Origin of the sequence: Solimicrobium silvestre (assembly GCF_002976435.1) — a bacterium.
GTDB lineage: Bacteria > Pseudomonadota > Gammaproteobacteria > Burkholderiales > Burkholderiaceae_D > Solimicrobium > Solimicrobium silvestre.
Genome location: NZ_PUGF01000006.1, coordinates 81,667 through 108,456, shown reverse-complemented (window position 1 = coordinate 108,456; position 26,790 = coordinate 81,667). Strand labels below are relative to the sequence as shown.

General features: G+C 45.9%; 29 protein-coding genes. 8 read left to right on the top strand and 21 right to left on the bottom strand.

Features of this window, described 5'->3' with window-relative positions:
- Nucleotides 1-115 precede the first annotated feature (115 nt).
- Nucleotides 116-2,215 (bottom strand): ATP-dependent DNA helicase RecG, encoded by a 2,100-nt coding sequence (gene recG, locus S2091_RS08165; RefSeq protein WP_105531308.1) that lies wholly within the window; start codon nucleotides 2,213-2,215, stop codon nucleotides 116-118.
- A 514-nt stretch (nucleotides 2,216-2,729) separates the two neighbouring features.
- Here recG and queA point away from each other — a divergent pair.
- The 5 genes from queA (at nucleotide 2,730) to secF (ending at nucleotide 8,314) form a co-directional block, all read left to right on the top strand.
- Nucleotides 2,730-3,785, top strand: coding sequence for a tRNA preQ1(34) S-adenosylmethionine ribosyltransferase-isomerase QueA (gene queA / locus S2091_RS08160; RefSeq protein ID WP_105531307.1), 1,056 nt, complete (start codon nucleotides 2,730-2,732; stop codon nucleotides 3,783-3,785).
- Nucleotide 3,786: 1 nt separating this feature from the next.
- Complete coding sequence (gene tgt / locus S2091_RS08155; protein WP_105531306.1) at nucleotides 3,787-4,920, top strand: tRNA guanosine(34) transglycosylase Tgt; 1,134 nt, start codon at nucleotides 3,787-3,789, stop codon at nucleotides 4,918-4,920.
- Nucleotides 4,921-5,044: 124 nt separating this feature from the next.
- A complete protein-coding gene (gene yajC / locus S2091_RS08150) occupies nucleotides 5,045-5,374 on the top strand; it encodes a preprotein translocase subunit YajC (protein WP_105531305.1) in 330 nt (109 codons plus the stop codon).
- A gap of 101 nt (nucleotides 5,375-5,475) precedes the next feature.
- The gene (gene secD / locus S2091_RS08145; protein ID WP_105531304.1) at nucleotides 5,476-7,335 is read left to right on the top strand and encodes a protein translocase subunit SecD; all 1,860 of its coding nucleotides are present in this window, start codon (nucleotides 5,476-5,478) and stop codon (nucleotides 7,333-7,335) included.
- Nucleotides 7,336-7,372: 37 nt separating this feature from the next.
- A complete protein-coding gene (gene secF, locus S2091_RS08140; protein WP_105531303.1) occupies nucleotides 7,373-8,314 on the top strand; it encodes a protein translocase subunit SecF in 942 nt (313 codons plus the stop codon).
- 289 nt (nucleotides 8,315-8,603) lie between these two features.
- Here secF and S2091_RS08135 read toward each other — a convergent pair whose 3' ends face one another.
- Both S2091_RS08135 and S2091_RS23830 read right to left on the bottom strand, forming a co-directional pair.
- On the bottom strand, nucleotides 8,604-9,446 hold the full coding sequence (locus S2091_RS08135) for a hypothetical protein (protein ID WP_105531302.1): 843 nt from the start codon (nucleotides 9,444-9,446) through the stop codon (nucleotides 8,604-8,606).
- A 527-nt stretch (nucleotides 9,447-9,973) separates the two neighbouring features.
- On the bottom strand, nucleotides 9,974-10,396 hold the full coding sequence (locus tag S2091_RS23830) for a hypothetical protein (RefSeq protein ID WP_133166880.1): 423 nt from the start codon (nucleotides 10,394-10,396) through the stop codon (nucleotides 9,974-9,976).
- 95 nt (nucleotides 10,397-10,491) lie between these two features.
- On the opposite strand from S2091_RS23830, the gene S2091_RS08125 reads away from it, so the two are divergent.
- Complete coding sequence (locus tag S2091_RS08125) at nucleotides 10,492-11,298, top strand: hypothetical protein (protein ID WP_133166879.1); 807 nt, start codon at nucleotides 10,492-10,494, stop codon at nucleotides 11,296-11,298.
- Between the two features lie 333 nt (nucleotides 11,299-11,631).
- Here S2091_RS08125 and S2091_RS08120 read toward each other — a convergent pair whose 3' ends face one another.
- The 5 genes from S2091_RS08120 to purB form a co-directional block, all read right to left on the bottom strand.
- Nucleotides 11,632-12,054, bottom strand: coding sequence for a MarR family winged helix-turn-helix transcriptional regulator (locus tag S2091_RS08120; protein ID WP_105531299.1), 423 nt, complete (start codon nucleotides 12,052-12,054; stop codon nucleotides 11,632-11,634).
- Nucleotides 12,055-12,108: 54 nt separating this feature from the next.
- Nucleotides 12,109-12,675, bottom strand: a complete 567-nt coding sequence (locus S2091_RS08115) for a YceI family protein (protein ID WP_105531298.1) — start codon at nucleotides 12,673-12,675, stop codon at nucleotides 12,109-12,111.
- A 47-nt stretch (nucleotides 12,676-12,722) separates the two neighbouring features.
- Nucleotides 12,723-13,298 carry a YceI family protein gene (locus S2091_RS08110; RefSeq protein ID WP_243405352.1) on the bottom strand — a complete coding sequence of 192 codons (576 nt, stop codon included), beginning with the start codon at nucleotides 13,296-13,298 and terminating at the stop codon, nucleotides 12,723-12,725.
- A gap of 40 nt (nucleotides 13,299-13,338) precedes the next feature.
- Nucleotides 13,339-13,863, bottom strand: a complete 525-nt coding sequence (locus S2091_RS08105; protein WP_105531296.1) for a cytochrome b — start codon at nucleotides 13,861-13,863, stop codon at nucleotides 13,339-13,341.
- A 112-nt stretch (nucleotides 13,864-13,975) separates the two neighbouring features.
- Nucleotides 13,976-15,343 carry an adenylosuccinate lyase gene (gene purB, locus S2091_RS08100; RefSeq protein ID WP_105531295.1) on the bottom strand — a complete coding sequence of 456 codons (1,368 nt, stop codon included), beginning with the start codon at nucleotides 15,341-15,343 and terminating at the stop codon, nucleotides 13,976-13,978.
- A gap of 331 nt (nucleotides 15,344-15,674) precedes the next feature.
- On the opposite strand from purB, the gene S2091_RS08095 reads away from it, so the two are divergent.
- A complete protein-coding gene (locus S2091_RS08095) occupies nucleotides 15,675-16,283 on the top strand; it encodes a glutathione S-transferase family protein (protein WP_105531294.1) in 609 nt (202 codons plus the stop codon).
- 62 nt (nucleotides 16,284-16,345) lie between these two features.
- On the opposite strand, the gene bfr is transcribed toward S2091_RS08095, so the two are convergent.
- From bfr to hemP, 13 genes are all read right to left on the bottom strand, one after another.
- A complete protein-coding gene (gene bfr, locus S2091_RS08090; RefSeq protein WP_105531293.1) occupies nucleotides 16,346-16,822 on the bottom strand; it encodes a bacterioferritin in 477 nt (158 codons plus the stop codon).
- Nucleotides 16,823-16,925: 103 nt separating this feature from the next.
- A complete protein-coding gene (locus S2091_RS08085) occupies nucleotides 16,926-17,720 on the bottom strand; it encodes a heme ABC transporter ATP-binding protein (RefSeq protein ID WP_105531292.1) in 795 nt (264 codons plus the stop codon).
- A complete protein-coding gene (locus S2091_RS08080) occupies nucleotides 17,720-18,808 on the bottom strand; it encodes a FecCD family ABC transporter permease (protein WP_105531291.1) in 1,089 nt (362 codons plus the stop codon). Before S2091_RS08080 ends, S2091_RS08085 begins: the two co-directional genes overlap by 1 nt.
- Nucleotides 18,805-19,155: a VOC family protein gene (locus S2091_RS08075; protein WP_133166878.1), complete on the bottom strand. Its 351-nt coding sequence runs from the start codon at nucleotides 19,153-19,155 to the stop codon at nucleotides 18,805-18,807. The genes S2091_RS08080 and S2091_RS08075 overlap by 4 nt, the downstream gene beginning before the upstream one ends.
- A 24-nt stretch (nucleotides 19,156-19,179) precedes the next feature.
- Nucleotides 19,180-19,992 carry a heme/hemin ABC transporter substrate-binding protein gene (locus S2091_RS08070; protein ID WP_105531289.1) on the bottom strand — a complete coding sequence of 271 codons (813 nt, stop codon included), beginning with the start codon at nucleotides 19,990-19,992 and terminating at the stop codon, nucleotides 19,180-19,182.
- 23 nt (nucleotides 19,993-20,015) lie between these two features.
- Nucleotides 20,016-21,095, bottom strand: a complete 1,080-nt coding sequence (locus S2091_RS08065; RefSeq protein WP_423828233.1) for a hemin-degrading factor — start codon at nucleotides 21,093-21,095, stop codon at nucleotides 20,016-20,018.
- A gap of 37 nt (nucleotides 21,096-21,132) precedes the next feature.
- Nucleotides 21,133-23,346, bottom strand: coding sequence for a TonB-dependent hemoglobin/transferrin/lactoferrin family receptor (locus tag S2091_RS08060; RefSeq protein WP_105531287.1), 2,214 nt, complete (start codon nucleotides 23,344-23,346; stop codon nucleotides 21,133-21,135).
- Nucleotides 23,347-23,485: 139 nt separating this feature from the next.
- Nucleotides 23,486-23,905, bottom strand: coding sequence for an ExbD/TolR family protein (locus tag S2091_RS08055; protein ID WP_105531286.1), 420 nt, complete (start codon nucleotides 23,903-23,905; stop codon nucleotides 23,486-23,488).
- Nucleotides 23,905-24,645 carry a MotA/TolQ/ExbB proton channel family protein gene (locus tag S2091_RS08050; protein WP_105531285.1) on the bottom strand — a complete coding sequence of 247 codons (741 nt, stop codon included), beginning with the start codon at nucleotides 24,643-24,645 and terminating at the stop codon, nucleotides 23,905-23,907. Before S2091_RS08050 ends, S2091_RS08055 begins: the two co-directional genes overlap by 1 nt.
- 21 nt (nucleotides 24,646-24,666) lie before the next feature.
- Entirely contained in the window at nucleotides 24,667-25,338 is a 672-nt protein-coding gene (locus tag S2091_RS08045) for an energy transducer TonB (RefSeq protein WP_105531284.1), read from the bottom strand.
- Between the two features lie 17 nt (nucleotides 25,339-25,355).
- The gene (locus tag S2091_RS08040; RefSeq protein ID WP_105531283.1) at nucleotides 25,356-25,577 is read right to left on the bottom strand and encodes a (2Fe-2S)-binding protein; all 222 of its coding nucleotides are present in this window, start codon (nucleotides 25,575-25,577) and stop codon (nucleotides 25,356-25,358) included.
- A 41-nt stretch (nucleotides 25,578-25,618) separates the two neighbouring features.
- Complete coding sequence (locus S2091_RS08035) at nucleotides 25,619-25,924, bottom strand: hypothetical protein (RefSeq protein ID WP_105531282.1); 306 nt, start codon at nucleotides 25,922-25,924, stop codon at nucleotides 25,619-25,621.
- A gap of 29 nt (nucleotides 25,925-25,953) precedes the next feature.
- Entirely contained in the window at nucleotides 25,954-26,148 is a 195-nt protein-coding gene (hemP, locus tag S2091_RS08030) for a hemin uptake protein HemP (RefSeq protein ID WP_105531281.1), read from the bottom strand.
- Nucleotides 26,149-26,291: 143 nt separating this feature from the next.
- Between hemP and S2091_RS08025 the strand changes: the two genes are divergently transcribed.
- Nucleotides 26,292-26,759: a GyrI-like domain-containing protein gene (locus S2091_RS08025; RefSeq protein WP_105531280.1), complete on the top strand. Its 468-nt coding sequence runs from the start codon at nucleotides 26,292-26,294 to the stop codon at nucleotides 26,757-26,759.
- Nucleotides 26,760-26,790 lie beyond the last annotated feature (31 nt).

Below are 26,790 nucleotides of genomic sequence, written 5' to 3'. Positions count from 1 at the left end.
AATAAATGGAAAAGCCATTAAATACGTTAAATACTTCAAGAAACAATGGGAGTATATGAAAGCTCGCGATTTTATCTGACTTTTGGAAAAATCCTCCCAAATTTGGTTTAAATAATCAAACCCGCAAATATTCTTCTTTGTGATTCATCCAGCGTAGCAAATGTGCGGCAACAATTTCAGGTGAATTTGGCAGCAAGTTTTGTAAGAGCGTTTGCGCTAAGCCGCGCGCCTGCTCCACTAACCATTGATCGTTTTCCAGATCTGCGAAACGTAGCATTGCCTGACCAGCCTGACGCGCGCCTAAAAATTCCCCAGGTCCGCGAATTTCTAAATCTTTGCGAGCAATTTCAAAGCCATCGGTACTCGAACGCATCATCATCAAGCGTTGTTTGGCAATGCCGCCCAAAGGCGCCTGATACAGTAATAAGCATACTGACGCCGCCGTGCCGCGCCCAACCCGGCCACGTAACTGATGCAGTTGCGAAAGGCCGAAACGTTCCGCATGTTCAATGACCATCAACGAAGCATTCGGCACATCCACGCCGACTTCAATGACGGTTGTGGCTACTAATAAGTGGGTAATGCCAGCGATAAAGTTCGCCATCACTGCTTGTTTTTCAGTGGGTTTCATGCGCCCGTGCACCAGCCCAATTTGCAAATCAGGCAAAGCCTCTTGCAACATTAAATAAGTGTCGGTTGCTGTTTGTAATTGCAGAGCTTCCGATTCCTCAATTAACGGGCAAACCCAATAAATTTGCCGCCCATCGGCTGCGGCTACGCTAACCCGTGCGATGACTTCGCTGCGCCGTTCCTGATCAATCACGCGCGTCATAATCGGTGTGCGGCCGGGTGGCAATTCATCTATGACCGAGATTTCCAAATCGGCATAATAAGTCATCGCCAAGGTGCGCGGAATCGGTGTGGCGGACATCATTAGTTGATGTGGAATGAGCTTATTTATAGTGTCTGTGCCATTGCCTTTATTCCGTAAGGTCAAACGCTGATCAACCCCAAAGCGATGTTGTTCATCGACGATGACCAAACCCAATCGGGCAAATTTAACTTCATCCTGCAACAGCGCATGCGTGCCGATCACCAGTTGTGCTGTACCGGCTTCAATCTGCTCACGAGCAGTTTGTTTTTCTTTTTTCTTCAAGCTGCCGGTTAGCCAAACCACCGAAATTCCCAGTGGTTCCAACCAAGCGGCAATTTTTCGGAAATGCTGATCGGCCAAAATCTCGGTCGGTGCCATTAACACAGCCTGGTAGCCACTATCAATCGCTTGCGCAGCAGCCAAGGCCGCCACAATAGTTTTGCCACTACCGACATCGCCTTGCAGCAAGCGTTGCATAGGATGGGCGGCAGAAATGTCTGTGCGAATTTCACTTAAAACGCGTTGTTGAGCGGAAGTCAGCGCAAACGGCAAGCCCATTAAAAACGCATTGGAAACCTCACCAACACAAGCCAGGCTTGGTGCCGATTTACTTCGCCGTGAAAACTGCGCGCGTTGTAGCGACAATTGCTGCGCCAGTAATTCATCAAACTTCATACGTTGCCAAGCCGGATGCGAGCGATCTTCCAAGCTGTATTCATCGACGTTGGCTGGTGGGTTATGCAGCACTTTAACGGCCTCGGCAAATTCAATTAGATCGAATTGCGCGCGCAGATCAGCGGGTAGCGTATCTTGCCAATTAATCCGTAACATCGCCGCGCGAATTTCGCGGCGCAAGCTGGCTTGAGAAACACCAACACCGGAAGGGTAAACGGGGGTCAGTTGAGTAGGTAGCGGTGCATTTTCATTCACCACTTTATATTCAGGGTGCACCATTTCCGAACCAAAAAAACCATGCCGCAATTCCGCTCGCGCCCGTACTCGAGTGCCAACGGCTAACTGGGTAATTTGGCTACCATAAAAATTTAAGAATCGCAGTACCAATTGGCTGGAATCGTCAGCAAGAGTAACTACTAACTGTCGGCGTGGTTTATATTGCACATCGCAAGCCGTCACCAATCCTTCCACCTGCACCATGTGCCCACCTTGCAGCGCGGCTTGCTGAATTGGCGTAATTTGGGTTTCATCGACATAGCGCATTGGCAAGTGCAAGGCTAAATCCATGTCCGTGCGCAGCCCTAATTTAGCCAAGTTAGCGGCAAGTTTAGACGCCGCAGTAGGTTTGGCTTTTTCAATAACGGTGACTTTGTTAGCAGCTGGCATATCGGAGTTAGGCAAGAAAGCGTAAAATGGCGGGTTCGCCAACGCAATAAATTAGCATATTACTGTGTTTTTATACAGTCCAAGTTGTATTTAGTAATAAAATTTAGATGCCGAATTGGTTAATTTGCGGTTTTGATGTTGATTTTGATCTACCTCCCATTCTGACGCTGCCGGTTTTGTAGACTAAAAATGGATAAGAAAGGTTCGTTGTTTGAGGTGTAGCAAGGGTTTCGTGGAGCATTGCTCCGCGCTTGCGGAACGGACTTTTCTTGCAAGAGAAGTCTCCCACAGGTACCCAAGGTTTTTAGCCCGAAGGCGAGTTTCGAACTTTTCCCATTTTTAGTTTACAAAATCGGGAATTCAGCGGCAGTGGGTCGCCTTTTTTGGCTTACACTTTTTTGGCGAAGCAAAAAAGGTAAGTAGCCGCCGGTCTACCACCGGCCCCAAGCCTTAAATTCATCGCGTTAGTAAAGTTAGTAAATTAAGAGCCGCGAAAAGTAACCATTTAAATTGTATGCACCAGCCAACGTATTCCCTATCAGATTTCAACTTCGATCTCCCCCAAGAGCTAATCGCCCAAACCCCGCTATCCAAGCGCAGCGCCTCACGCCTGTTGCAAGTAGCCGGTTCAACGCTAATAGATAGCAATTTCGAAGACCTGGTACAACAACTATCCAAAGACGACGTACTAGTATTCAACGACACCCGAGTCTTGAAAGCCCGTTTTTTTGGCATAAAAAACACCGGCGGCAAAGTTGAAGTCTTAGTAGAGCGAGTGTTATTCAACAATCCAGAACAGCACAGCGTATTAGCCCAAATCCGCGCCTCAAAGTCGCCAGCCATCGGCAGTACAATCCGTCTGGCAGATGCATTTGAAGTTGAAGTAGGCGAACGCGCTGGCGAATTTTATACCCTGCATTTCCCCAGCGATGTATTCGATTTATTGGAAGCTTACGGCAAACTGCCGTTACCGCCCTACATCGAACACGCCGCCGATGACTACGACGAAACCCGCTACCAAACCGTGTATTCCAAAGTGCCAGGCGCCGTTGCTGCACCCACTGCTGGTTTGCATTTTGACGAAGCCTTATTAGAACAATGTCGCGTCAAGGGTGTGCAGTTCGCCTATGTGACATTGCATGTCGGCGCAGGTACTTTTCAGCCGGTGCGACATGAAGATTTATCGCAGCATGACATGCACAGCGAATGGTATAGCGTGCCGGAAGAGACTTTGGCAGCAGTGAAAAAAGCGCAAGCCGCCGGGCGCGATGTAATTGCGGTTGGCACCACCAGTTTGCGCGCCTTGGAATCTGCTTCGCAATCCGGGCAGCTGGAAGCGGGCAATGCCAATACCCGTTTGTTCATTACCCCAGGCTACTGTTTTAAAACCGTTACGCGTCTGGTGACGAATTTCCATTTACCTAAATCCACTTTATTAATGCTGGTGTCGGCCTTTGCTGGCTATGACGAAATCCGCGCCGCTTACCAGCACGCCATCGCACAAAAATACCGCTTTTTCAGTTACGGCGACGCGATGTTGTTAACGAACAATGTAAAGAAAGAGTCCTGAAATGTTAGATTTTAAACTCATCAAAAAAGACCCCAACAGCGCGGCACGGCGCGGCCAAGTTACGGTGAATCACGGTGTAATTCAAACGCCGATTTTTATGCCGGTGGGAACCTATGGTTCGGTGAAGGCGATGTCGCCGCTGGAATTGAAAGAAATTCAGGCGCAAATTATTTTGGGTAATACCTTCCATCTTTGGTTGCGTCCGGGTTTGGAAGTCGTTAAAAAATTCGGCGGCTTGCATAAGTTCATGGGTTGGGATCAGCCTATCCTGACCGACTCCGGCGGATTCCAGGTGTTTTCTCTCGGCGCCATGCGAAAAATCACCGAAGAAGGTGTGAAATTTGCTTCACCGATTAGTGGTGAGCGCTTATTTTTATCGCCAGAAATCTCGATGCAAATTCAGAAGGTTTTAAACTCCGACATCGTCATGCAGTTTGACGAATGCACGCCGTATGAAATTGATGGTCGGCCAGCTACTAATGACGAAGCGGCACGCTCAATGCGCATGTCGCTACGCTGGGCGAAGCGCTCGATGAATGAGTTTAATCGTGAAGAAAATCCTAATGCTTTATTTGGGATTGTGCAGGGCGGTATGTTTGAACATCTGCGTGATGAATCGTTGGCGGGTTTGGAAGAACTGGATTTTCACGGTGTGGCAATTGGTGGTTTATCGGTTGGCGAACCCAAAGAAGATATGCTGCGCGTGCTGCAACACGTCGGCCCGCGTTTGCCTGCCAACAAGCCGCATTATTTAATGGGAGTCGGTACGCCAGAAGATTTGGTGGCCGGCGTGACAAACGGCATAGATATGTTTGATTGCGTCATGCCAACCCGAAACGCGCGTAATGGCTGGTTGTTTACCCGCTTTGGCGACATCAAAATTAAAAATGCCCGTTATAAAGAAGACACAGCCCCGCTTGACTCCACTTGCGGATGCTACGCATGCCAAAACTTTTCCCGTGCTTACTTGCATCATTTGCACCGTACCGGCGAGATTTTGGGCGCGCGCTTAAATACCATACACAATTTGCACTATTACTTAGAGTTAATGCAAGAAATGCGAAATGCGTTGGATGTGGATGCTTTTTCTGCCTTTGTTGTGCAATTTCATGCAGATAGAGCGCGAGGAGTCTAGTTAGCAATGCTAGAATAGCCAACTTTATTGGCGTGCTCAGTACAAAAAACGCTTTAAAAATAACGATAGGGCACCATCTAACGCGATGTCGTTAAATTTGCCCACTATAACAATCGAGGAAATTATGTTTATATCCAATGCTTATGCTCAATCAGCTGCTACTCCAGGTTTAATGGATGGCAACTTAATGAGTTTCTTACCTATCATTATGATGTTTGTGGTGTTGTATTTCTTGATGATCCGTCCACAAATGAAACGTCAAAAAGAACAAAAAGCCATGATGGATGCATTGGCTAAAAATGACGAAGTAATTACAGTTGGCGGTATTTTAGGCAAAGTCACCAAGGTCGCTGATGGCTACGTTACAGTAGAAATCGCTGACAACACTGAAGTCGTCATTCAAAAAAGCGCTGTGACGATGTTGCTGCCTAAGGGCACAATCAAAACGGTATAAATGATCAGATGAAGCGGAGAAGGGCTTAGCTCTTCCTTCCGCTTTTTTCATTTCCAGCGTTGCATTTTTTATTAACTTAGTTAGATTTTCCTTCCCTTCCTATGAATCGTTATCCTGCCTGGAAATACGTACTTATCGTCTTAGCATTGGCGTTTGGTATTTTGTACACCGTGCCGAACTTTTATAGTCCATCTCCCGCTCTCCAAGTCAATAGTGCCAAAGCAACCGTTAAAGTTGATTCCACTATGCAAGCGCGCGTAGAAGATGCACTGAAAGCCGCCAATTTGGCGAATACCGGCATATTTTTTAATGTTAATGGCACACAAGGCGTAGTTAGAGCGCGCTTTGTTGATCCGGATGCGCAATTTAAGGCTAAAGAAGCTTTAGAAAAAGCGCTGAATCCCGATCAGACTGATCCGGCTTACAGCGTTACGTTTAACTCTATGTCGAGCGCGCCAAGCTGGTTGCAAAGCATACATGCCTTGCCTATGTTTCTTGGGCTGGATTTACGCGGTGGGGTGCACTTTTTAATGCAGGTAGATACTAACGGCGTATTGACCAAGCGTTTGCAAGGCATGCAAGCCAGCATACGCAGCAGTTTGCGCGATAAAGATATCCGTCATTCCGGTATCGAGCGTAATGCCGAACAAATCATCATCAAATTTACCGATGCCGATACCCGCACTAAAGCCAAAAATTTAATCCTCGATCAGCAACGTGATGCTGACGTAATTGAATCCGGCGCAGGTACAGATTTAACGTTGACTGTTTCCTTAAAACCGCTAGCCTTGCAACAGGCCAAAGCCGACGGCGTTAAGCAAAATATCGCTACTTTAGCCAAGCGTATTAATGAATTGGGAACACAAGAACCTATCATCCAGCAACAAGGTATCGACCGCATTGTGGTTGAGCTGCCGGGTGTAGTTGACGTTGCGCGCGCCAAAGACATTATCGGCCGCACCGCCACGTTAGAAGTGCGGATGCGCGATGAAACTATTTTGGAAGGCACCGACGGAACTGCAACAGTTCCTTACGGTTCCGAATTATTTAAAGCAGGTAAAAACGTTCCGGTGATTTTGCTTAAAGACCCGGTACTGACTGGCGAATCTATTTCCGGCGCATCGGCCAGCTTTGATCAGCATCAGCAACCTGCTGTCAGCATTGATTTGAATGGCGACGGCGGCCGTAAAATGCGTGAAGCCACGCGCGGCAAAATCGGTAAACGCATGGCGATTGTGCTGTTTGAAAAAGGCAAAGGCGAAGTCCTTACCGTGCCGACTATTCAGGCCGAACTCGGTTCTTCTTTCCAGATTACCGGCATGGGTTCTACCGAAGCGGCTAGCGACTTAGCTTTGCTGTTACGTGCCGGTGCACTGGCTGCGCCGATGGCGATTATCGAAGAAAGCGTGATCGGGCCGCAACTCGGTGCCGACAACATTAAGCAAGGTTTCGATTCAACCCTATACGGTTTTATCGCCATCTCGATTTTCATGATCTGCTACTACATGTTGTTTGGAGGTTTCAGCGTCTTGGCACTGTCGTTCAACTTGCTACTGCTGGTGGCGATATTGTCCCTGATGCAGATCGCGCTGACTTTGCCAGGTATGGCGGCGATTGCCCTGGCACTCGGTATGGCGATTGATTCCAACGTATTGATTAATGAGCGAATTCGCGAAGAACTGCGCGCCGGTAATTCTCCGCAAGCGGCAATTTCCGCCGGTTTTGACCGTGCCTGGGCGACCATTCTTGATTCTAACGTGACGACCTTAATTGTCGGTCTGGCCTTGTTGGCATTTGGCTCTGGTTCAATTCGCGGTTTTGCGGTGGTGCATTGTCTGGGTATTTTGACCTCAATGTTCTCGTCCGTCTTTGTATCGCGCGGCGTAGTCAATCTTTGGTACGGACGTAAACGCAAACTGACCAAGCTGTCTATCGGTCAGATTTGGAAACCCGCCGATTAATTACGCATTACTTTAAGCCAGACTTTTAGGATTTATTATGGAATTATTCCGCATTAAAAAAGACATTCCTTTCATGCGCCATGCGCTGATATTCAATGTCATTTCAGCCTTGACCTTTGTGGCGGCCGTGTTTTTTCTGCTGCATCGCGGCTTGAATCTGTCGATTGAATTTACCGGCGGCACGGAGATGGTAGTTAGTTATGATCAAGCGGCCAAAGTCGATGTCGTTAAACAGACTTTAGAGCAATTAGGTTTTCATGACACTAGCGCTTCTACTTTTGGACGTGCCCAAGATGTCCTGATTCGCTTGCCAGCACCAAAAGCCGGTGAATCAACCGGAGAGCAAACCGATGCGGTGATAGCGGCCTTGCAAAAGCATGATGCAAGCGCGACCAAGAAACGGTTTTCAGTTGTCGGCCCGCAGGTAGGTGAAGAACTGTGGACCAATGGTATGTACGCGTTATTGATGGTGATAGTTGGCGTGGCAATATATCTGGCGATACGCTTTGAGTGGAAATACGCTGTTTCCGCGATTATCGCCAACTTGCATGACGTGGTGATTATTCTCGGCTTCTTCGCCTTCTTCCAATGGGAATTCAGCTTGTCCGTGTTGGCGGGCGTATTGGCGGTATTGGGTTACTCGGTGAATGAATCGGTAGTTATTTTTGACCGGATTCGCGAGAACTTCCGCAAGCAGCGCAAAACGTCGGTGACCGAAGTGATCGACAGCGCAATTACCAGTACCATTTCACGTACCATCATCACGCATGGCTCCACGCAAATGATGGTGTTGTCGATGTACTTCTTCGGTGGCGCAACCCTGCACGGCTTCTCTATGGCGTTGACCATCGGTATTTGCTTCGGTATTTACTCTTCAGTTTTTGTGGCCGCTGCGATTGCGATGTGGTTGGGCGTGAAACGGGAAGACTTGATTAAACCGATCAAACCAAAAGATGAAACAGATGGCGCGGTAGTTTAAATAATGCCCGTTTGAGAGTTACAAAAAAACCAGCAGAGATGCTGGTTTTTTTTGACTTATGCAGCAATTGCTATGAGAGGAATTTCGTTCAGTTAAGTCCAGCATAGTTATTTAATGCTGTTTCACCTTTAACGTCACTCCTGCACGGGAATAACATTAATGAAGGTATAGCCGTGTAATTATTCTGAGCTTAACTGAACATCATTGCAGGGCACAAGGCGCCTTCATTTCCATGTGTGTAGTGACACCCTGTCTGCTTGCGTTTAACGTTAGTGGCGGGGCATCTTAGTCACAAAATTTTGATAAATCCTTCATCAATAAAATGTTTATTGTTTTTCTTGAAGGCTTTGGCGTATTCAGGATTAGAAAATTTAATGGCAATTTTTTTGATGTAATCAGTATCCTGTTGACCTAACAACTTGAAAATCATCCGCATCAGTGCCGTAATCATGGACACGAAAAGCAAGGCGCTCCGTTCATATCGGGTTGGATTCGGGTTGCGGGAGAAATCTTTAATTTTTACTGGCGTGTTTGAACTGGATTTTGGCGCATCAATCCCAAGTGCGCAGGTCGGGCAATACGGTAATGCCAAACTGATTGATTTCTCTTTTTTAAACTGGGTGGAAAATACTAAATCCATGAAGAAATCAGTTTCTATTGTCGACACTTCCGAGTTTCCTCCGCAATGACAACAAAATTTCTGAGGGGTTTGAGCCAGAAATCGTTCGCCACCGATGGTGGTACCAATCTCATTAGTTATTGTTGCAGAGGCATGTGTCGCAGCATCATTGGTCTCAGTAATATTGAGGCCGGAAATGTTGGCAGAGCTTGTTTGACTCTCTTGTTTTGTGCGAAATTTATCAGTTCTGACGCTAATGTCATGAATAGTAAAGGGGTCGGGTTTATTCACAAGTTCGATAGTGCAAACACAACCTGAATTTTCAAGAACGGTTTTATATTTTATTGCCTTTGGAAGGTCTACCCCTTTTTTGACAATAAAACCTTCGGTTTCAAACATCCGTTGCACTTCGTTTTTTGATCGTTTGAATAGGATAACGAGTCGGTAAATAACGTGATCTATTTCAACCCCATCTTTTATCCCATTAATTTTGACCTGAAAAGTCTCATTCATCGCTACTCTTTCTCTAGATAGTTCAAATTCAAATCGGCAGTTTTTAGGAGCCTGTGCTACGGGTGAATACAATAATTTAAATAGTGATCAAAGGCAATTCTTTTGACGAGTGTGGAAGGGGATTTACAACAAATATTTAGTGTTAATTCAATACGATGTAACCTGGAAGACAAGAAAATATCACGGTTTCCTTGCTTATCGCTGCCAGTTGGGGCAATCGCTTGCACTACCAATAAGATAAGTTTTTATCCATTGACGCGCGAAGAGCATGTTCCAAGTAATCACACGTTGAATTGTATTTACATATTCACATTTCAAAGGATTACCAATTCGCATCTAAAGTTGGTTGTAGGTTATATGGACTTCAACGTTAATAATGTTGCCGAATTTTAATTTTATGATACTGTCTAGTACTTGTTTGTGGCTCCAATGCGTAGGTTAAGGGGGCGTTCAAGGTTTTAGGGTGCCTTGCTCTTTTTAGCACAAACTTGCGTCGCAAATCAAAGTTGGACTCATTGAGGAAATTATCAGATGGAATCAGCAAATTCCATTGACGTTACTACTGAAAAGATCAACGCCATACGGCGAGCTAAGGCTCTAGCCGTAATTGAGTGGCCAATGTCCATCTTAACGCAGCTGATCGCGTTGTTTTTTATGATCGCAATACCGATTTCTTGCGTGTGGGTCAGCATTGTTAGTAAGGCCGAGCTTCCCTTGTATAGCTCCATTTTTTTACTGTTACCTACAATAATTTTCGTCGCCGGAATGTTGATGAATACCCAGCGCCGCTTAGAAGCACTGACAGAACCGGTGAAGCAAGACCTCAAGAAATAGTGCGCGCCATTTGTTACTCGCTTCAATATTTTATTATTGTTAATTTTTAGGAAGAGCAGGAATGTTTCGAATTGATAGATTTTCGCAAGTACAACAATTAGCACCAGTTCGAACATATTTGACTTTTATTACACACAAAAAATGGATTGAAGTGTTCGGCATATGCATACTTTTGCTAATTTTTTTGAGGATATTAGTCAAAATTTTCCCCATGTTAAATCCGATTGATGATTTGAGATTTTATTTCCTTGGGTTGCTAGTATCGCCAAAGATTTTCGTTGAAATCTATCAAGGACTGCTTCGATCAATTAAAGGTGCCCAGGAAAATTTACCGTTTTTAAGAGTTTTGGTTCAATTTTTTCCTCCAGCATTAGTTAGTAGCTTCCGGTTTCATTATTCCCTCTGCTATGGATTTTTATGCTGGTTGAGCCGAAAAAAATATGAACCGGACTTGCCGGATGGGGCATCTATTCCTTTTATGAATAAAAGTGACTATCAGACTGCATTCATAATGTTACTTTTGATGCTTCTCGTTGAGGTACCAATCTCATCTTTTGCTTTTGGCTTTAGCATAAAAGACCCAATAGAGCGCCATTGGGCACATGTACTAATGATTACAATTTCTATTTATACCCTAATACTAGTTTTAGGCGATCGATGGAAGCTCAAAAATCAGCACCATCAACTCGACCGGAATTTTCTTTATCTTCGTTGTGCTGACCGATTCTTTGCTGACATTCCGGTCGAGCAAATTAAAAACATAGCTATATTTAAAGAAGAGCTAGAAAAGTGGAAGCTTGCCAAACGGAAATTAAACTTTTCATTTGAGATAGTAAGCCCATGTTCTTTAGTAGATAAGCCAAATTTGATTATTGAATTGGTAGAGTCTTCCACCTTGCACGTTAAAAGAAAAAGCTTAAAAATGTCTGCACCAAAATATATATTGCTATTTGTCGATGAGCCAAGTCAAACTCAATCACTCATTGCGAACTCTTTAACGCACCACGTAGAGGTGTAAATTGTCCCATCGCGAGCGAAGCTACTTATAAATGGATATCACCAGCACCTGCACCTACTTCGGGCAACGTGTTTATTCAGCGTAGAGTTCTATCGGAAAATCGAACAACTAGAATAATCAAGTTTTGCAGAGGCACACTGTTTTTGAATGGCCGGTCTGGAGCAAGTCGACAGGCCGGAAAGGGCACTCAGCAATCATAGCAATCATAGCAATCATAGCAATCATTATTTCATCAAGTCGCTACCCGCACTTCACCAGCCATTCGCGTACCGTTGAAAACAGCGATTCATTTTTGGGATTACAAACTTAACTGCTCGCTGATAAACATCCCAGCTATTCCAACCTGGCTTTAAGTTTGCTCAATTGCTGCTCTAGACTAATAAAGTCAGCTACATCGTAATCATCAAAACGCTGTTGCATCATGCTGATTACTTTAGGAAATGTGTCAGTAAAAACCTGCTCGCCCTTAGGTGTCAGGCAAACAAAAAAATGCCGCCTGTCCTGGCAACTGCGCGTGCGACTAATTAACTCTTTGGCGATTAAACGATCTAGCACGCCAGTCAGCGTGCCCTTGGTAATCAGGGTTTTTTCTCCGAGCTCTTTACAGCTCATTCCTGTCGTATTACCCAGCGTAGCGATGATGTCGAATTGGGCGTGGGTGAGACCCAACTGGCGGATAAATGTGCCTGACTGTTTTTCAAATTGCTGCATGCATTCTGCTAATAATCGAATGCTGCGTAGATAGCGTTCACTCATCTAAGTTTCTCAAAAAATGAACGCTATTCATATGGCTTTCTTAGTCGGTTTCAGTTAGTCGGCAATAATGGCTTCAACCTGAATCGCGAGTTTTACTTCTGGTGCAAAAGGCGGGGAATAGGCACTCAAACCAAAATCGGTCCGGTTGAATTCAGCCGACGCATCCGCGCCGCAGACTTCACGTTTCATCATCGGATGAATAATGCATTTGAATTTGTTGATGGTCAGCGTTACTGGTTTTGTTACGCCCAACAAGGTCAACTCACCCATCACTGCTACCGGTTTTTCGCCGTCAAATTTGAAGTTGCTGGCTTTGTAGGTAATGGTTGGGTATTTGGCGACGTTAAATATATCCGGTGTTTTAGCATGCTCATTCATTTTTGCATGGCCGAAATCAATCGAGCTGGCATCGATGATGATATCCAGGCTACCGGTTTTAGCGACTTTATCAAGCGTCACAGTACCTTTGGTTTTATCAAATTTACCGCGCCATGTTGACAGGCCAAAATGGTCGGCTTCAAAACTTGGGTAAGTGTGATTAGGATCAATGTTGTACGTTTGCGAGAAGGCTTGCGGTGCTGCGACGATTAAAGCGAGAGCGACTAATTGAGATAATTTCATGTCGATATCCTGTTGAATAAAAAATGGAAGGGATGACTATTACGCGGCTATTGCGCGGCTACTACGTGAAACTTGATAACTACTTCATCGGCGACCATGCTGGTATCTTTCCAGTCACCTTCGCCAATATTAAAAGTCAGCCGTTTGATCGGTAAAACGCCGTCAAACACCTGATTACTACCTTCTTTTTTGATGCTTACTGGAAAACTCACATCCACTGTTTTCCCTTTAATGGTGAGCTTGCCGGTGGCAGTTAATGTGCCATTGGCCGCCGATTTCATGCTGGTTGATACGAAGCTGGCTTTAGGGAATTGCGCCGCGTTAAACCATTCTTTTTTCAAGACTTCTTTATTGTAATCAGGGTCGCCCAGATCAAAGCTGGCAATCTCAATTTCTACGCCGGCTTTGGCAGTATCAGGTGCGCTTGGGTTGTAGTCAATTACCGCATTTAATTTAGTGAATTTTGCACTAATCGGCACATTCATTTGTTTGATGGTAATGCTGACATTGCTATTTTTTGCATCAAATTTGAGCGCGGCGAGTGAAGCATAGGCCAGGCTAGAAACCAGGAGAGCTGCAACGATGCTGGTAGCAGCTATTTTTTTGAAAGAATTAGTCATCATTTTGTCCCAAGGATTTAATCCAATAAGTTAAGCCAATAAGTTAAGGAAGGATACGTTTCAATACGCCATCACGATCAAAGAACTGGTGTTTTAGCGCCGCCAATACATGCAAGCAAAAACTGGCCAATAAAGTCATGTTTAAAACGTAGTGCAGTTGTTTTAGCAGCGGTTTAAGTTCTGGATTTGGGTCCATGATGACTGGCAAAGGGAAAATACCCAAGTAGATCACTGGAATGCCGGAAGCTAAGCTGTATAAATAACCCGAAATAGGAATACTGAAAATTAATACATACAATAGAATATGCAAGCCGGAAGCGGCTTTTTTTTGCCATGACGTCATGTTGGCTGGATACTCTGGTGGGCGATTACCGAGACGCCATAACAAGCGCAAACAGCTTAAACCTAAAATGGTAATGCCCAGCCATTTATGCCAGGAAAAATAACGCAGCTTGGTTGGGGTAATGCCGGGAATATCAACCATCGTCAGGCCCAGCCAAAAGGCCGCGATGATGAGTAGGGCAGTCAACCAGTGGAAAAACATGGCTGTTTTCGTGTATTTTTTCATATTCTGGTTAGATGCTTAAAAGTAATTTAGTTCTAATGAGGACTGATCATAGCAAAAAAAATCCATCTTCGCTAAAAGATGGATTTTTATAATATAGGTATAACCCTGCGCTTTAAACCTTGCGAGCTAACTCAGCCGCAATACCAATGTAATTGGCTGGTGTCATTTCAAGCAATAATTTTTTCGCTGATTCTGGAATCGCCAAACCTAAAATAAATTCACGCAATGCGTCTTTAGAAATACCTTTACCGCGCGTTAATTCTTTCAATTGTTCGTACGGATTTTCAATCCCGTAACGACGCATCACGGTTTGCACTGGCTCGGCCAATACTTCCCATGTTGCATCCAAATCTTCTGCAATGCGACTAGGATTCACTTCCAGTTTATTCAAACCGCGTAAGCAACTGTCATAGGCTAATAATGTGTAGCCGAATGCCACGCCAATATTACGCAATACAGTGGAGTCGGTTAAGTCACGCTGCCAGCGGGAAACCGGTAATTTTTCTGAAAGATGTTTCAGAACTGCATTTGCCAAACCAAGATTGCCTTCTGAATTTTCAAAATCAATCGGGTTAACTTTGTGCGGCATGGTTGAAGAACCAATTTCACCTGCTTTGGTACGTTGTTTAAAATAACCGATGGAGATGTAACCCCAGATATCGCGGTTTAAATCGAGCAGAATCGTGTTGGCGCGTGCAAACGCATCAAACATTTCAGCCATGTAATCGTGTGGCTCAATTTGAATTGTGTACGGGTTATGTTTTAAGCCTAAGCGTTGCTCAATCACTTGCTTGGAAAAAGCTTCCCAGTCAACATCAGGGTAAGCTGATAAGTGGGCGTTGTAATTACCTACTGCGCCATTCATTTTTGCCAGTACTTCAACAGCAGCAATTCGTGTTACCGCACCTTGCAAACGAGCCACGACGTTGGCGATTTCTTTGCCTAACGTGGTTGGGCTGGCAGGTTGTCCGTGAGTACGCGACAACATCGGCAAGGCCGCGTTGTCATGCGCGATTTCAGTCAGTTTGGCGATTAAGTTGCGCAAAGCTGGCAACATAACTTGATTACGCGCAGCTAACAACATCATGCCGTGCGAAGTATTGTTGATGTCTTCAGACGTGCAGGCAAAATGGATGAATTCTGAAGCTGCCAGCAATTCAGGAACATCTTTGACTTGCTCTTTAATCCAATATTCAACGGCTTTTACATCATGATTGGTCACTGCTTCAATTTCTTTAATCCGCGCTGCTTGAGCCTCGCCAAATTCGCTGGCAATTTTATCTAAAAATGAATTCGCACTCGCGGAAAATGGTTTGATTTCTGCAAAACCGGCATTGGAGAGTGCTTGAAGCCAGGAAATTTCCACTTTGACACGATGATGCATGAAACCTGTTTCAGACAAAATGGCGCGCAAAGGATCAACTTTACTTGCGTAGCGACCGTCTAGAGGGGAAAGTGCGGAGAGAGTTGTGAGTGACATGATGTGTGTTGAAAACAAAAAAATGGTGGGGAATGCTCAAGAATGCCAAAAATTATTATGCATTAGTCGACTAGGCTGATAAAGTAAGAATTCGCTGCAATGCGTTCTGTAGTACGTGCTGTAATTCATTCTGCAATAAGTGTTGAATATGCACTGTAATTCACAGCCTAGTTTGGTCAGACGTGATTTTACCATTTCTTATGCCATAAGCAGGCAACGGGTTTCTATAAAGGTCAATGGGAATTGTTGTTCAACGGGTATATTTTTTATGCGCAACGGTTTTGAATAGGCGCAATGTTATAATTTGACTACACTAAAATTTAGAGAACCTATGAAACTAATTGGCTCAACGGCAAGCCCTTTTGTACGAAAAGTCCGCATTGTTTTAGCGGAAAAGAAACTTGAATGCGATTTAATTCTGGAAAATGTCTGGGCACCAGACACAACTATTCAAAGCTCAAACCCCATCGGCAAAGTCCCCTGTTTAATCATGGAAGACAATAGTTCCATGTTTGACTCCCATGTCATCGTGGAATATTTAGATACGTTAACGCCAGTCAGCAAATTAATTCCAAGCCACGGGCGGGAACGTGCTGGCGTCAAATGCTGGGAAGCCTTGGCAGATGGCGTGTTAGATGCGGCAATTTTGGTTCGTCTGGAATTAACCCAACGTGCTCCAGAGTTGCAAAGCAACGACTGGATTGCGCGCCAGATGAGTAAGGTTCATGCAGGTTTAAAAGCAATGTCGACGGGTTTGGGTGACGCGCCATTTTGCGGCGGTGTGCATTACAACCTGGCAGACGTTTGCGTTGGGTGCGCTTTAGGTTGGTTAAGCTTCCGCTTTCCTGAACTTGACTGGCGCACTGATTATCCGAATTTGGCTAAGTTATTTGATAAATTATCAGAGCGTCCTTCGTTTAAAGAAACGATTCCGCAATGAGTTTGAAATAAGCTAGAAATAAGCAGGCACAAAAAAGGACGCTCAGCGTCCTTTTTTATTTGTTAGCTACCAGCGCTCATTTGTGACTGCAAGTAGTTTTGTATGCCTACTTTAGCAATCAAATCAATCTGAGTTCCCAGCCAATCAATATGTTCTTCGGTGTCTTCAAGAATCTCTTGGAATAATTCGCGAGAAACATAATCACCATGTGCTTCGCAGACGGAAATACCTTCTTTAACGGTTTTTTGCGCAGCGGTTTCAAGTTTCAGATCACATTCCAACATTTCAGCTGTATGTTCGCCGATCATGAGTTTATGTAGCGCTTGCAGATTAGGTAAGCCGTCTAACATCAAGATGCGATCAATTAATTTATCAGCGTGCTTCATTTCGCCGATAGATTCTTCAAATTCTTTCTTGGCGATCTTGTCAAATCCCCAGTTTTTGTACATTCTGGAGTGTAAGTAATATTGATTGATAGCACTTAATTCATTAGTGAGTTGTGCATTCAATAATTTAACAACTTTAGCATCACCTTTCATAGCGACCTCTCATATTCTATAAAAAAGTAGTTGAGCGTTTAAAACGACCAGATTGAAAGAATGATGATAGTTCAAAAATAGCAAAAGTGAAATAAAGATTTGATCACAGTGCGGGCAACATTACCGGAACTCCTGTGAGTGGATGATCAATCACGATATTGGGGATACCGAAACAGCTTTTAATATAATCGGCTGTCAACATGCTGCGTACATTGCCACTGGCTAATGCGTGTCCCTGTTTTAGATAAACAATACGATCAGCATATTGAGCGGCCAGATTAACATCGTGCAGTATCGCCACAATGCCAACGGCTTGATCACGGCATAATTCTTTGGCAGCCTGTAACAAATAATGTTGATGCGGCAAATCGAGTGCCGCGGTCGGTTCGTCCAGCATCAGGTAACGCGGCAAGTCTTGCCATGGCTCCCAAATCTGGGCAAAGACCCGAGCAAGTTGTACACGGGACTTTTCACCGCCGGACAATTGGGTAAAGTCGCGCTGCGCCATATGGCTAACGCCCATTTTTTCCATCATCAGTTTGGCAATCGACACATCATGTCGTGAAATACCACCCATCCGTCCCTGGCAGTGCGGCAGTCGGCCAAACAGCACTACATCCTGTACCGAAAACGCAAACGACAGATGGGATTCCTGCGGCAGCACGGCGCGCATATAAGCCAGCTCCCGTGAGCTCCACTGCTGTAGTGGCCGCTGGTTGAGGGTGATACTACCGTGTTCCGGCTTACGTTCGCCGGACAAGGCTTTCAGCAAGGTAGATTTGCCAGCCCCGTTGGGGCCAAGCACGGCGACTAACTCACCGGGCTTGATAGTAATTGAAACTTTGTTGAGCAGTGTATTGGTGCCGATGCGTACTTTAATATTGTCAGCTATGAGCATTAGCCTCTCCAGTTAGCGCGTTGTTTGAGAAGTAACCCGAGGAAGAATGGCGCGCCAATTAAGGCGGTTAATATCCCGATCGGAATTTCTGCCGGAGCAACCGCGGTACGGGCGCATAAGTCGGCCAGTAAAATAAAAATAGCACCGAGTAAAGCAGAGGCGGGCATGACGATGCGATGATTCGGGCCGCATAGTAATCGGATAACGTGCGGCGTTACCAATCCAATGAAACCGATCATGCCGGTAAACGCCACTAAACTACCAACTGCCAAGGCACTCCAGAAGATTGCCCAGCGTTTGATTTGGTTGGTATTGAAACCCATGTGACCAGCTTCGGCTTCTCCTAATGCCAAGGCATTTAAAGCTGGAATTAAACGTGCCATGCCATAGATTGCAATCGTAACAATTGGGGTGAGCAAGGCGATGATGTCCCAGCTTGCGTTACCCAGACTACCCATGCTCCAAAAAGTCAGGCTGCGCAATTGGGCGTCGTCGGCGATATAGGTGAAACTGCCAATAGCAGCGCCTGTTAATGAATTCACTGCAATGCCGGCCAGCAGCATGATCGGTAAGGCCGTTATTCCGCCATTGCGGGCTAATTGATAAATTAAAAAGGCAATGCCAAAGCCACCTAAAAATGCTGCGAGCGGTAGCGTGAATAAGCCCAGACTTTGCGACAAACCAGGTAGCCAAGTCGCGCCCATGACAATCACAGAAGTCGCACCTAGCGCCGCGCCACCTGACACGCCGATTAAGCCGGGATCAGCCAATGGATTTCTGAATAAGCCCTGCAATGCAACGCCGCTGCAAGCCAGACCAGCGCCGACTAATATGCCCAGCAATACGCGTGGCAGGCGGATTAGCGATAGCACCGCGGCTTGCTGATCAGAAAAATCGGCGAGTTTAATCCACTCTCCACCCCAGCCTATTTTGCTACCTAAAATAGCCAGTACTTGTCGCGGCGCGATGGGAACTGCGCCACTGCCGATGCTGATAATAATGATGGCGCATAAAATTAGCAGCAAGACTGGAATGGTCAGATTCACGCTGCGAAGTTGCAGAGACTGTTGTGCTGGAGCCAGGATCATGAAAAGAACACTAGTAAATTATTATCCACATCCAGAACTGCAAATTCCTGCAATCCCCACGGCTGCGTAGTAAGAGGCGCTTTGGGATGGACTATCTGCAAATTGAGACAAAATTCATACCAATCAGCGATGTTGTGCACGGCAATTCTGCATGAAGTCGTGGCCGCGATGTGCGACTCTTTGCAAGCCCGGAAATGCAAGGTCACATCGTCACGTTTGAGTACCAGAGGATGATCGTGTGCCCGATGAAAACCTAATTGGGAATACCATTGATAACTGCGCTCAAAATCTAGCGAGGCCAATACCGGGCAGGCCTGATGTAAGCGAGGTAATTTGGTGTGGGTCAACGTCGTTTCCATAAGCAATGACTTTCAATGAATTTTAGTTGCTAGATCCAGAACTGCTTGCGGCAGCCTGGGTCCAAAACCGAGTAGATAGGCCGCATCCATGACCACAATCCGGCGTGTTTTTCCGGCTGGTGTCATGGATAATCCTGGGCGTTGCAGCAATTTATCTACACCGCCGATAGCATCCAGCCCTTCCTGGCTAATCAAAATTACGGCGGGCGCGGCCATAATCACAGCTTCCGCCGTCAGTGGTTTATAGCCAGTTACGCCGCGTACCGCATTACTGCCACCGGCATAATCGATCATGGCTTGCGCGGCAGTTTGGTCACCGGCAATCATGCTGCTGGTACCGCTGTGATCCAGAATGAATAACACTTTTGGATGCGATCCATACTCAGCCACTTTAGTTTTAGTGCTCTGCCATTGCCGTTGAAATTGCTGTTCCAAACTGGTGCTGGGCAGATTCAATGCATGGCTAATCAGGCGGATTTTTTCCAGCACATTTTCAGCGGTATGTTGAACCTGTGCCTGATTGAGTTTGACACCAACCTGCTGTAATTGTTTTAGAACTACCGGTGGTCCTGCGTCAGCAGTGGCTAACACCAGATCGGGGCGCAGTGCCAAGATGCCCTCGGTAGACAAGGAGCGTTGATAGCCTATTTGCGGTAATTTACTCGCGGCAGCCGGGAACTGGCTGGTGCTATCGACGGCCACCAATTCTTTTTCGGCACCGAGTAGATACACGATCTCAGTCATCGAGCCGCCTATCGATATCACGCGTGCGGCATGTGCGCTGGGTAGTAAGGCCAGCATAACTAGTAGGGCACTTATTTTCATAGGATGATTTTTTGTAGATTAGCTCAGGACAGTTCGTTGATCGCATCCTGCCATTCGGTGAGTTCCGGCTTGCCCGGTTTGCGCTGGCCGAAAAACATGGTGATGTTTTCATTGTCGGCATTAAATAACTCGAGCGAGGTAACGATGCCATCGGCAGTCGGTTTTTTTACCACCCAGACGGAGGCAATATCGTCTTCCCGTAAATGCAGGTTAAAGCCGGGGTCGAGAATGTTTAGCCATGAGTCCATCACCTTAACGTTTTGTATTGGGCCGCTGTGGATTTGTATCATGCCCTGATTGCCAACAAACACCATGATCGGCGTTGCGCGCATGGCGACGGTTTGTAATAACAGCCGTACCGATGACAGGCTCACCTGATAAGCGAATTCAGTTTTTGTCAGGCGCAGTGCCTGATGCCGGTCCGCTTCAAATTTTTTCAATAAACCAAAAAACTCATGCGTGTCCTGCATGGATGACCAGGCGGCTCTTAATCCGTCTACGTCAATTTCTTGATCCGGTTTGATGCGTGACTTTACCGCAGCAGGCAAAATGGCGAGCTGGCTAGTTTGATCTTGTGATGCAAAGTCAGAAACCAATTGGCTAAAAGCTGTGACATTGCTGTGGTTGCGCAAGTAGATTTTATGCACCGCTGTACCTTGCGCATCGAAAAATTGCAGGCTGCGCTGCGCCCGGGTTTCGTGTTCGGTTTCAAGCATATCAATGACAGCAAAGCCGTGGTGCCAATGGCGATAAAAAATTCTCAAATCGATCTCGGCACCTAATGCCATGCCGACTTCACCCTGACAACTCATGTTGAGATAGATCCCGTCTTTTTCATGCACGACAGATTCATTTCTAGTAAGTGCCATCACGGTGCCGAGTTCATGAATGCGGGCCATTAAATCGTGAAATGGCCCATCCAGCCGGATCACATTTTCGTTCATACCTGAGGCGACTAATTCCGCTTCGCTCACACCAAGTTGTTGTGCCGCATCTCGAACCCGAATTTTTGTTTGCTGCTTTAATTTTTGATAGCGGGCTTGCAAGTCAGTAGATAAGTCACTGGATTCCGAATAATTTTTTTGTACATTGCTTTGCATGATTGTTCCTTTTTAAAGTGGTGTATTTAAAATTGCGAATTTAAAATTGATACGTGATATTTAAACTGACATTGCGGCCTGGAGCGCTATAAGCATCCTTGAACACGGAGTTGGCCGCTATTCCTCGGACATCTGACCACTGGTAGTATTTGTGATTGAACAGGTTGAAAATTCCTGCGTTCACGCTTAAGTTTTTGTTAAAGCGGTATTGGGTACTCAGATCAAAAACCTGATAACTACCCGGTAAAAAATCACGGTTTCCGAATTCACTTTGACTGGCAGATTTGGCGGCAACATGGGTAAGCGTGGCATTGCTGCTCCACGCATCGCTGAACTGATAATTAATACCTAAATTGAGTTTGGCGGGATCAACCGTATCAAGGGGATTGCTAATTCCGTTTTGCTCCAGACTGCCGCGTGTAATCGCCAGCCCCGCCAACACATTGAGTTTGGGATTCACTTCCCATTTGGCACGCGCTTCCATGCCGTGTATTTGCGCTTTGTCCATATTCACATATTGATAAACGGTAGGGTTGGTTGGTGTACCAGCGCCGCTTACTATGGTTTGCCGGATAAAGTCGCTATAGCGCCCTATAAAGGCACTGACGCTGTAGCGTAAGGTGCCGGTTTGGCCGCGTAGGCCGAGTTCAAAATTGTTGCTTGCTTCCGGTTTTAAATTCGGATTGGAAATGGTGACATAGCCATGAGCCGGATTGGAAAAACCGTTGTTAACCATCTCCGGCGTCGGAGCCCGGAAGCCATGTCCGTATTGTGCAAATAAATTTAATCCCGGCTGGGCTTGATAGACAACGCCTAGTTTTGGTGAAAAAGAATTGCCGTTTGATGCAGCAGAACTAATTTTGTATTGCCCGTCTGTGTGCGGGGTTAATGTGTATTTGTCGTAACGCAGTGCTGGGGTGATATTCCAGTTACCGACCTGGATTTCATCTTGTAGAAAAGCGCCGAACAGTGAGTAAGTTGTGTCGGGAAACGCTTTGGTGGGAAATGTTTCCCCATTGCCTGGCACGGTGCCGTCACGTAGCGAGCTGATGTTGGCGCGACTCCAGTCAGCGCCGTAAATTAATTGCTGTTGCTGTCCTAGTTTGCTGTTGAATTGCGCGCTGATGCCCGTGGTGTCTTGAGAGTAGCTGTTGTCGCGTATCCGGTTTGCTGCGGTATTACGCGTTTCAAAGCTGGCTTGCTGGTTTTCACTGGACTGATGGTAAGCGTTCAAATCTACGGTTTGCCACCAAGGGTTATTATTCTCCTCGTAGATGTAATTCAAGCTGAAGCGGTCACGCTGTAGGTTATCGGCGGCCTGCAAATCGAGCACCGTATTTGGGCGTAACGGCGGCACAATTAATGTGTTGTCGGATGCAGGCGGTGGCGGTGCCAGGCGAGCAGTGAGAACATTGGTATCGCTGTCGCGGCGTAGGCTTTCGGCAGTGAGTTTAATACGCTGTTGCGCATCGATATTGAACACCAGTTTCGCCAGCGCATAGTCGCTTTTTTTGTCTTGTGGGTTGGGTTGGTCGCGAGTGAAGTTGGGCGCGTCACGATCGCCCATGTTTTTGGTTTCGTTCCCTTGTTTATGTGACAGTAATAATAGGGCCTGTAGCTGATCATTACGCAGTGCCGCAGTGCCAGTTAAACCCCAACTATTGTCCAATGAGTTAAAGGCATTTTTTACGCTGAAGTAAGTGTTTTTGTCAGCCGAGTCGAAATAATCTTCAGGATCTTTAGTAATAAAACTGACTGCGCCAGCCAAACCATCACTACCGTATAAAGACGAGCTGGAGCCGCGTAAAATTTCAACGGTTTTCAGGGAATCCATGTCGAGATAGTCGCCACGCCCGGTGCTTTGCGGGCCGAATGAATACGCGTTCGGTAGACGAATTCCATCGACTTGCAATAATATTTGATTGCCCTCCAATCCGCGAATATTAATGCCTTCATTCCCTGCGCGGCCAGTGGAGCCAAACGATGCACCAAAGCGGGTTGGTGCCTGTCGTATCGAAATTCCGAGATCTAGCCGTTCCAGGTCTTTGATGTCGTGAACCAAACCGGTATCTAATTTTTCGCTTGGTAGTACCGTGACGGTGGCGGCGACCTTATTCACATCGCTGGCACTGCGCGTAGCAGTGACGGTGATTTCATCTAAGGGGATAGGGTCAGCTAATTGCTCTGCATTAGCTAGGCGTTGCAGTGCCAGCGTAACGGCGACTGCAACACTTGATTGATGTAAAAAGGCCATATTTCTCCAGTGAATAATAAATCAATTCGCTGGCATGAAAGCTGGCTAGAAGGTAAGTGAAGGGTAAAGTAGTAATACGTAATTCTTATTACATCGCCGGTATTTCCCAGCGAACTTAGTCTTAAATCCTAAGCTGAAATTAGTGTTTTCCTGGTTCGGTAACAAAACCGATCTTGGTTAAACCACCTGACTGCGCTGCCGACATGACTTGAGCAATTTTTTCATATGGCGTGAGCCGTTCGGCGCGTAGATGTAATTCCGGTTGCGGTTCTTTTAATGCGGCACTGGCAATACGCGCTTGCAATTCGCTCTGGTCGAGTAATTCTTTATCCCAGAACAGTTGGCCATCGGCATCAATGGCTAACTGAATATTTTCCGGTTTCACCTTATCTACCTTGCTGGAGGCATGCGGCAAATCAATTTTGATATTGTGGTTGAGCACGGGAATCGTAATGATGAAAATAATCAGCAATACCAGCATCACATCGACTAACGGCGTGGTATTTATTTCGGGATTGAAGTCGTCTTCGTCGCTGTCAGATAAAGAACCCATGCTCATTATGCAGCTCCCATATTAGCCACTACGGGCACTGCAACTAACTTGGCCGGTGCGTTTTTTGTTTCATCTGTTGAGCGTGCGCCAGTGACAAACAGGGCGTGTAAATCAAAGCCGAATTTATTCAGTTTGGCGATGATGTTTTTATTACCGCGGACTAATACGTTATAACCAAAGGTGGCTGGAATCGCTACCGCCAAACCGAGCGCCGTCATGATCAATGCTTCGCCGACAGGCCCTGCAACTTGCTCAATACCGGCTTGACCAGACGTGCCGATTGATACCAGAGCATGCAAAATTCCCCACACGGTACCAAATAATCCAACAAATGGAGCGGTTGATCCGACTGAGGCCAAGATCGCCATACCAGCTTGTAATTTTGCGGTAGTTTCATCAATCGCCTGACGTAACGACAGCGTTACCCAGTCAGAAACCGTGAGCTGGTCATGTAAATGACCTTTATGTGCAGTGTGGTGGCGCATGGCAGTCACACCAGCTTGAGCAATGTCGGAAAACGGATTTTCTTTACCCAGAGTAGACAGGCCTTCAGAGACGCTGGTGGTATCCCAAAACGTTTGCCCAGCGGCTTTTGATGAATGCCGATAGCGCCATAATTGCAATGATTTGGTGACAATCACCAGCCAGGAAGCGATAGACATAGCGATTAATAAAAAAGTGACGCCGCGTGTGACAAAATCACCGTCTGTAAGTAGGGTTTCGATGCTGTAGGGGTTGGCTGACATAGTAAGTATCCAATCTAAATATTAAGAATTGAGCCGAAAATTAATAGGTACCACCACATATACGGGCTGTGATTTACCATCTTCGCGATAAGGTTTAAATAGGGCTTTGGCGGCAGCGACTTTGGCTGCTTCATCGAGTCGTTCTGAGCCCGATGATTGTTGAATTTTTATTTTTTGCGGTACACCGAATTCATCGACCAAAATATGCAACAGGACTCGTCCTTGTTCGTTCATGCGTTTCGATATCATCGGGTAGACCACTTGTGGTTCCTGCAAATAACTTACACCCGTAATTGTTTTCGGTACGGCCGGTGCTGTGCTTGCAACCGGCGTAGTTTCAGCTGGTTGAGGATGAGCAATTACGCTTTCTGTTGTTGTGTTCACCGCTTCATGAGTTGGTGCGGGTGCTGCAAGTGCTGTTTCGACAGGCGTAGGCAGAATAGTCGGTTTAGCGGGCGTAGCAATCGGCACGGTCTTTGGTGGTGTAGATGCTTTTGGTACTGGCGGTGCTTCGCTGACTGGATCAGGGGTAATAAAATTAACGGTGACTTCCTTGACAGCTAAACCGGGTGCGACGGTATTGGGGGAAAAGCTGTTTTGCAACAACGCAAAGATACTGACATGTACAGCAATAATTATTATTAACGGCGTAGCGCGGTGTAGTTTGGCGAATAGGGTTTTAAGTATCGGCATGGGTTCGATGCATTACTTCAGGCAGCCATTGCATGAAAGTGGATTGGGTGATGTTGTCCGTGTTTGTGATCTTCATGCGGCATACATTCACGTAGAATTTTTTTCGTGCATGACTTGCATTTGCCGCAACAAGTTCCTAATTCCAAATTCTCGCGTAACAAAGGCATACTGTTTATCCCCTGCTGGATAGCAGTTTTGATACGACTTTCAGAAATATTATGGCAAACGCAAACGATCATTTTGTTCTCACTTTTTGTTGAGTAAGGTTAGTTCAGGTCAGTTAGTTGAGCTGCGCACCATTGCGCCAGCGTGCTAGCAAGCCACTTTTGCTTTGTTGCGGCATGGTGTGCTCCACAACCATTGTCCATTGCTCCGACAGTTGCTCGCAGGTAGCACGTAATACGGGTGCTAAGTCGGGAAGTTCAGACAAAATCGTCAAATGTCTTTCGATAACAGCTGCCAACTTTACGCAAACACCGTGATCTTTATTGAGCGCGTTATTGGTGCTGTAATGCGACATTAAATGTAGCACCGCAGCAATTAGTATTTCAGGCCTGCTTGAGGCATTTGCAGATTGATTAATCATGAAAATTTCTCACTGTAATGGCTGGTGTTTTAAGCCGTTAAAATTAACTTATTCAACTGGGTAATACGCAAGCGGTAAATCCGGCCCTCATGATCAATTTCCAATTCGCGTAAATTGCGCATGATGTCTTTACTCAGGATGCGCAATGTTTCGACTTTTTCGGTCTTTTTGGCATCTTTAGTTTCTTGCTGACTAGCTGGTACGGGCTGTTTTAACGGAATCATACACTACTCCAAATCTAAATGATAATTATTCTTATTTAGATTATTATTGAAGTTAGCCTTATTTGCAAGATTTTTTTGCACCGCGATGAATGTATTAATTCAATGATAAAATTTCGCGATTATTTTTTAACGGAATAGCAATAATGAAGCCATTGATTAAGCAAGTAACTGAATTCAGGGTCGCGGGTTTGGCGGTTAGGACTAAAAACTGCGATGAATTTGATTCATCACGCGCCAAAATTCCAGCGCTGTGGGGCACGTTGTTCGCAACGGATGCACTGAATAGCATTCCGCATCAGCCTTCAGAGCCAGCCGTGTTTGGCGTGTATTCTGGTTATGAGTCCGATGCGAGCGGTGAATATGATCTGACCGTCGGTGCCTTGGTGAGCGCAGCCGGTCACGAATTCAGCCATGTCGCAATATGTGACGGTGATTATTTGGTATTTGAGGCGCGTGGCGCAATGCCTGCGGCCCTGATTCAAACGTGGGGCCAAGTCTGGGCATATTTTGAACAACATCCTGAACAGGCTCGATGCTATAAAACTGATTTTGAGCAGTATTTAGGTGAGCAGGCGGTGGATGTATTTATTGGAATAAAAAAATCGGCATAAAGAATAAGCGAGCAACCTTGTGCTCGCTTAA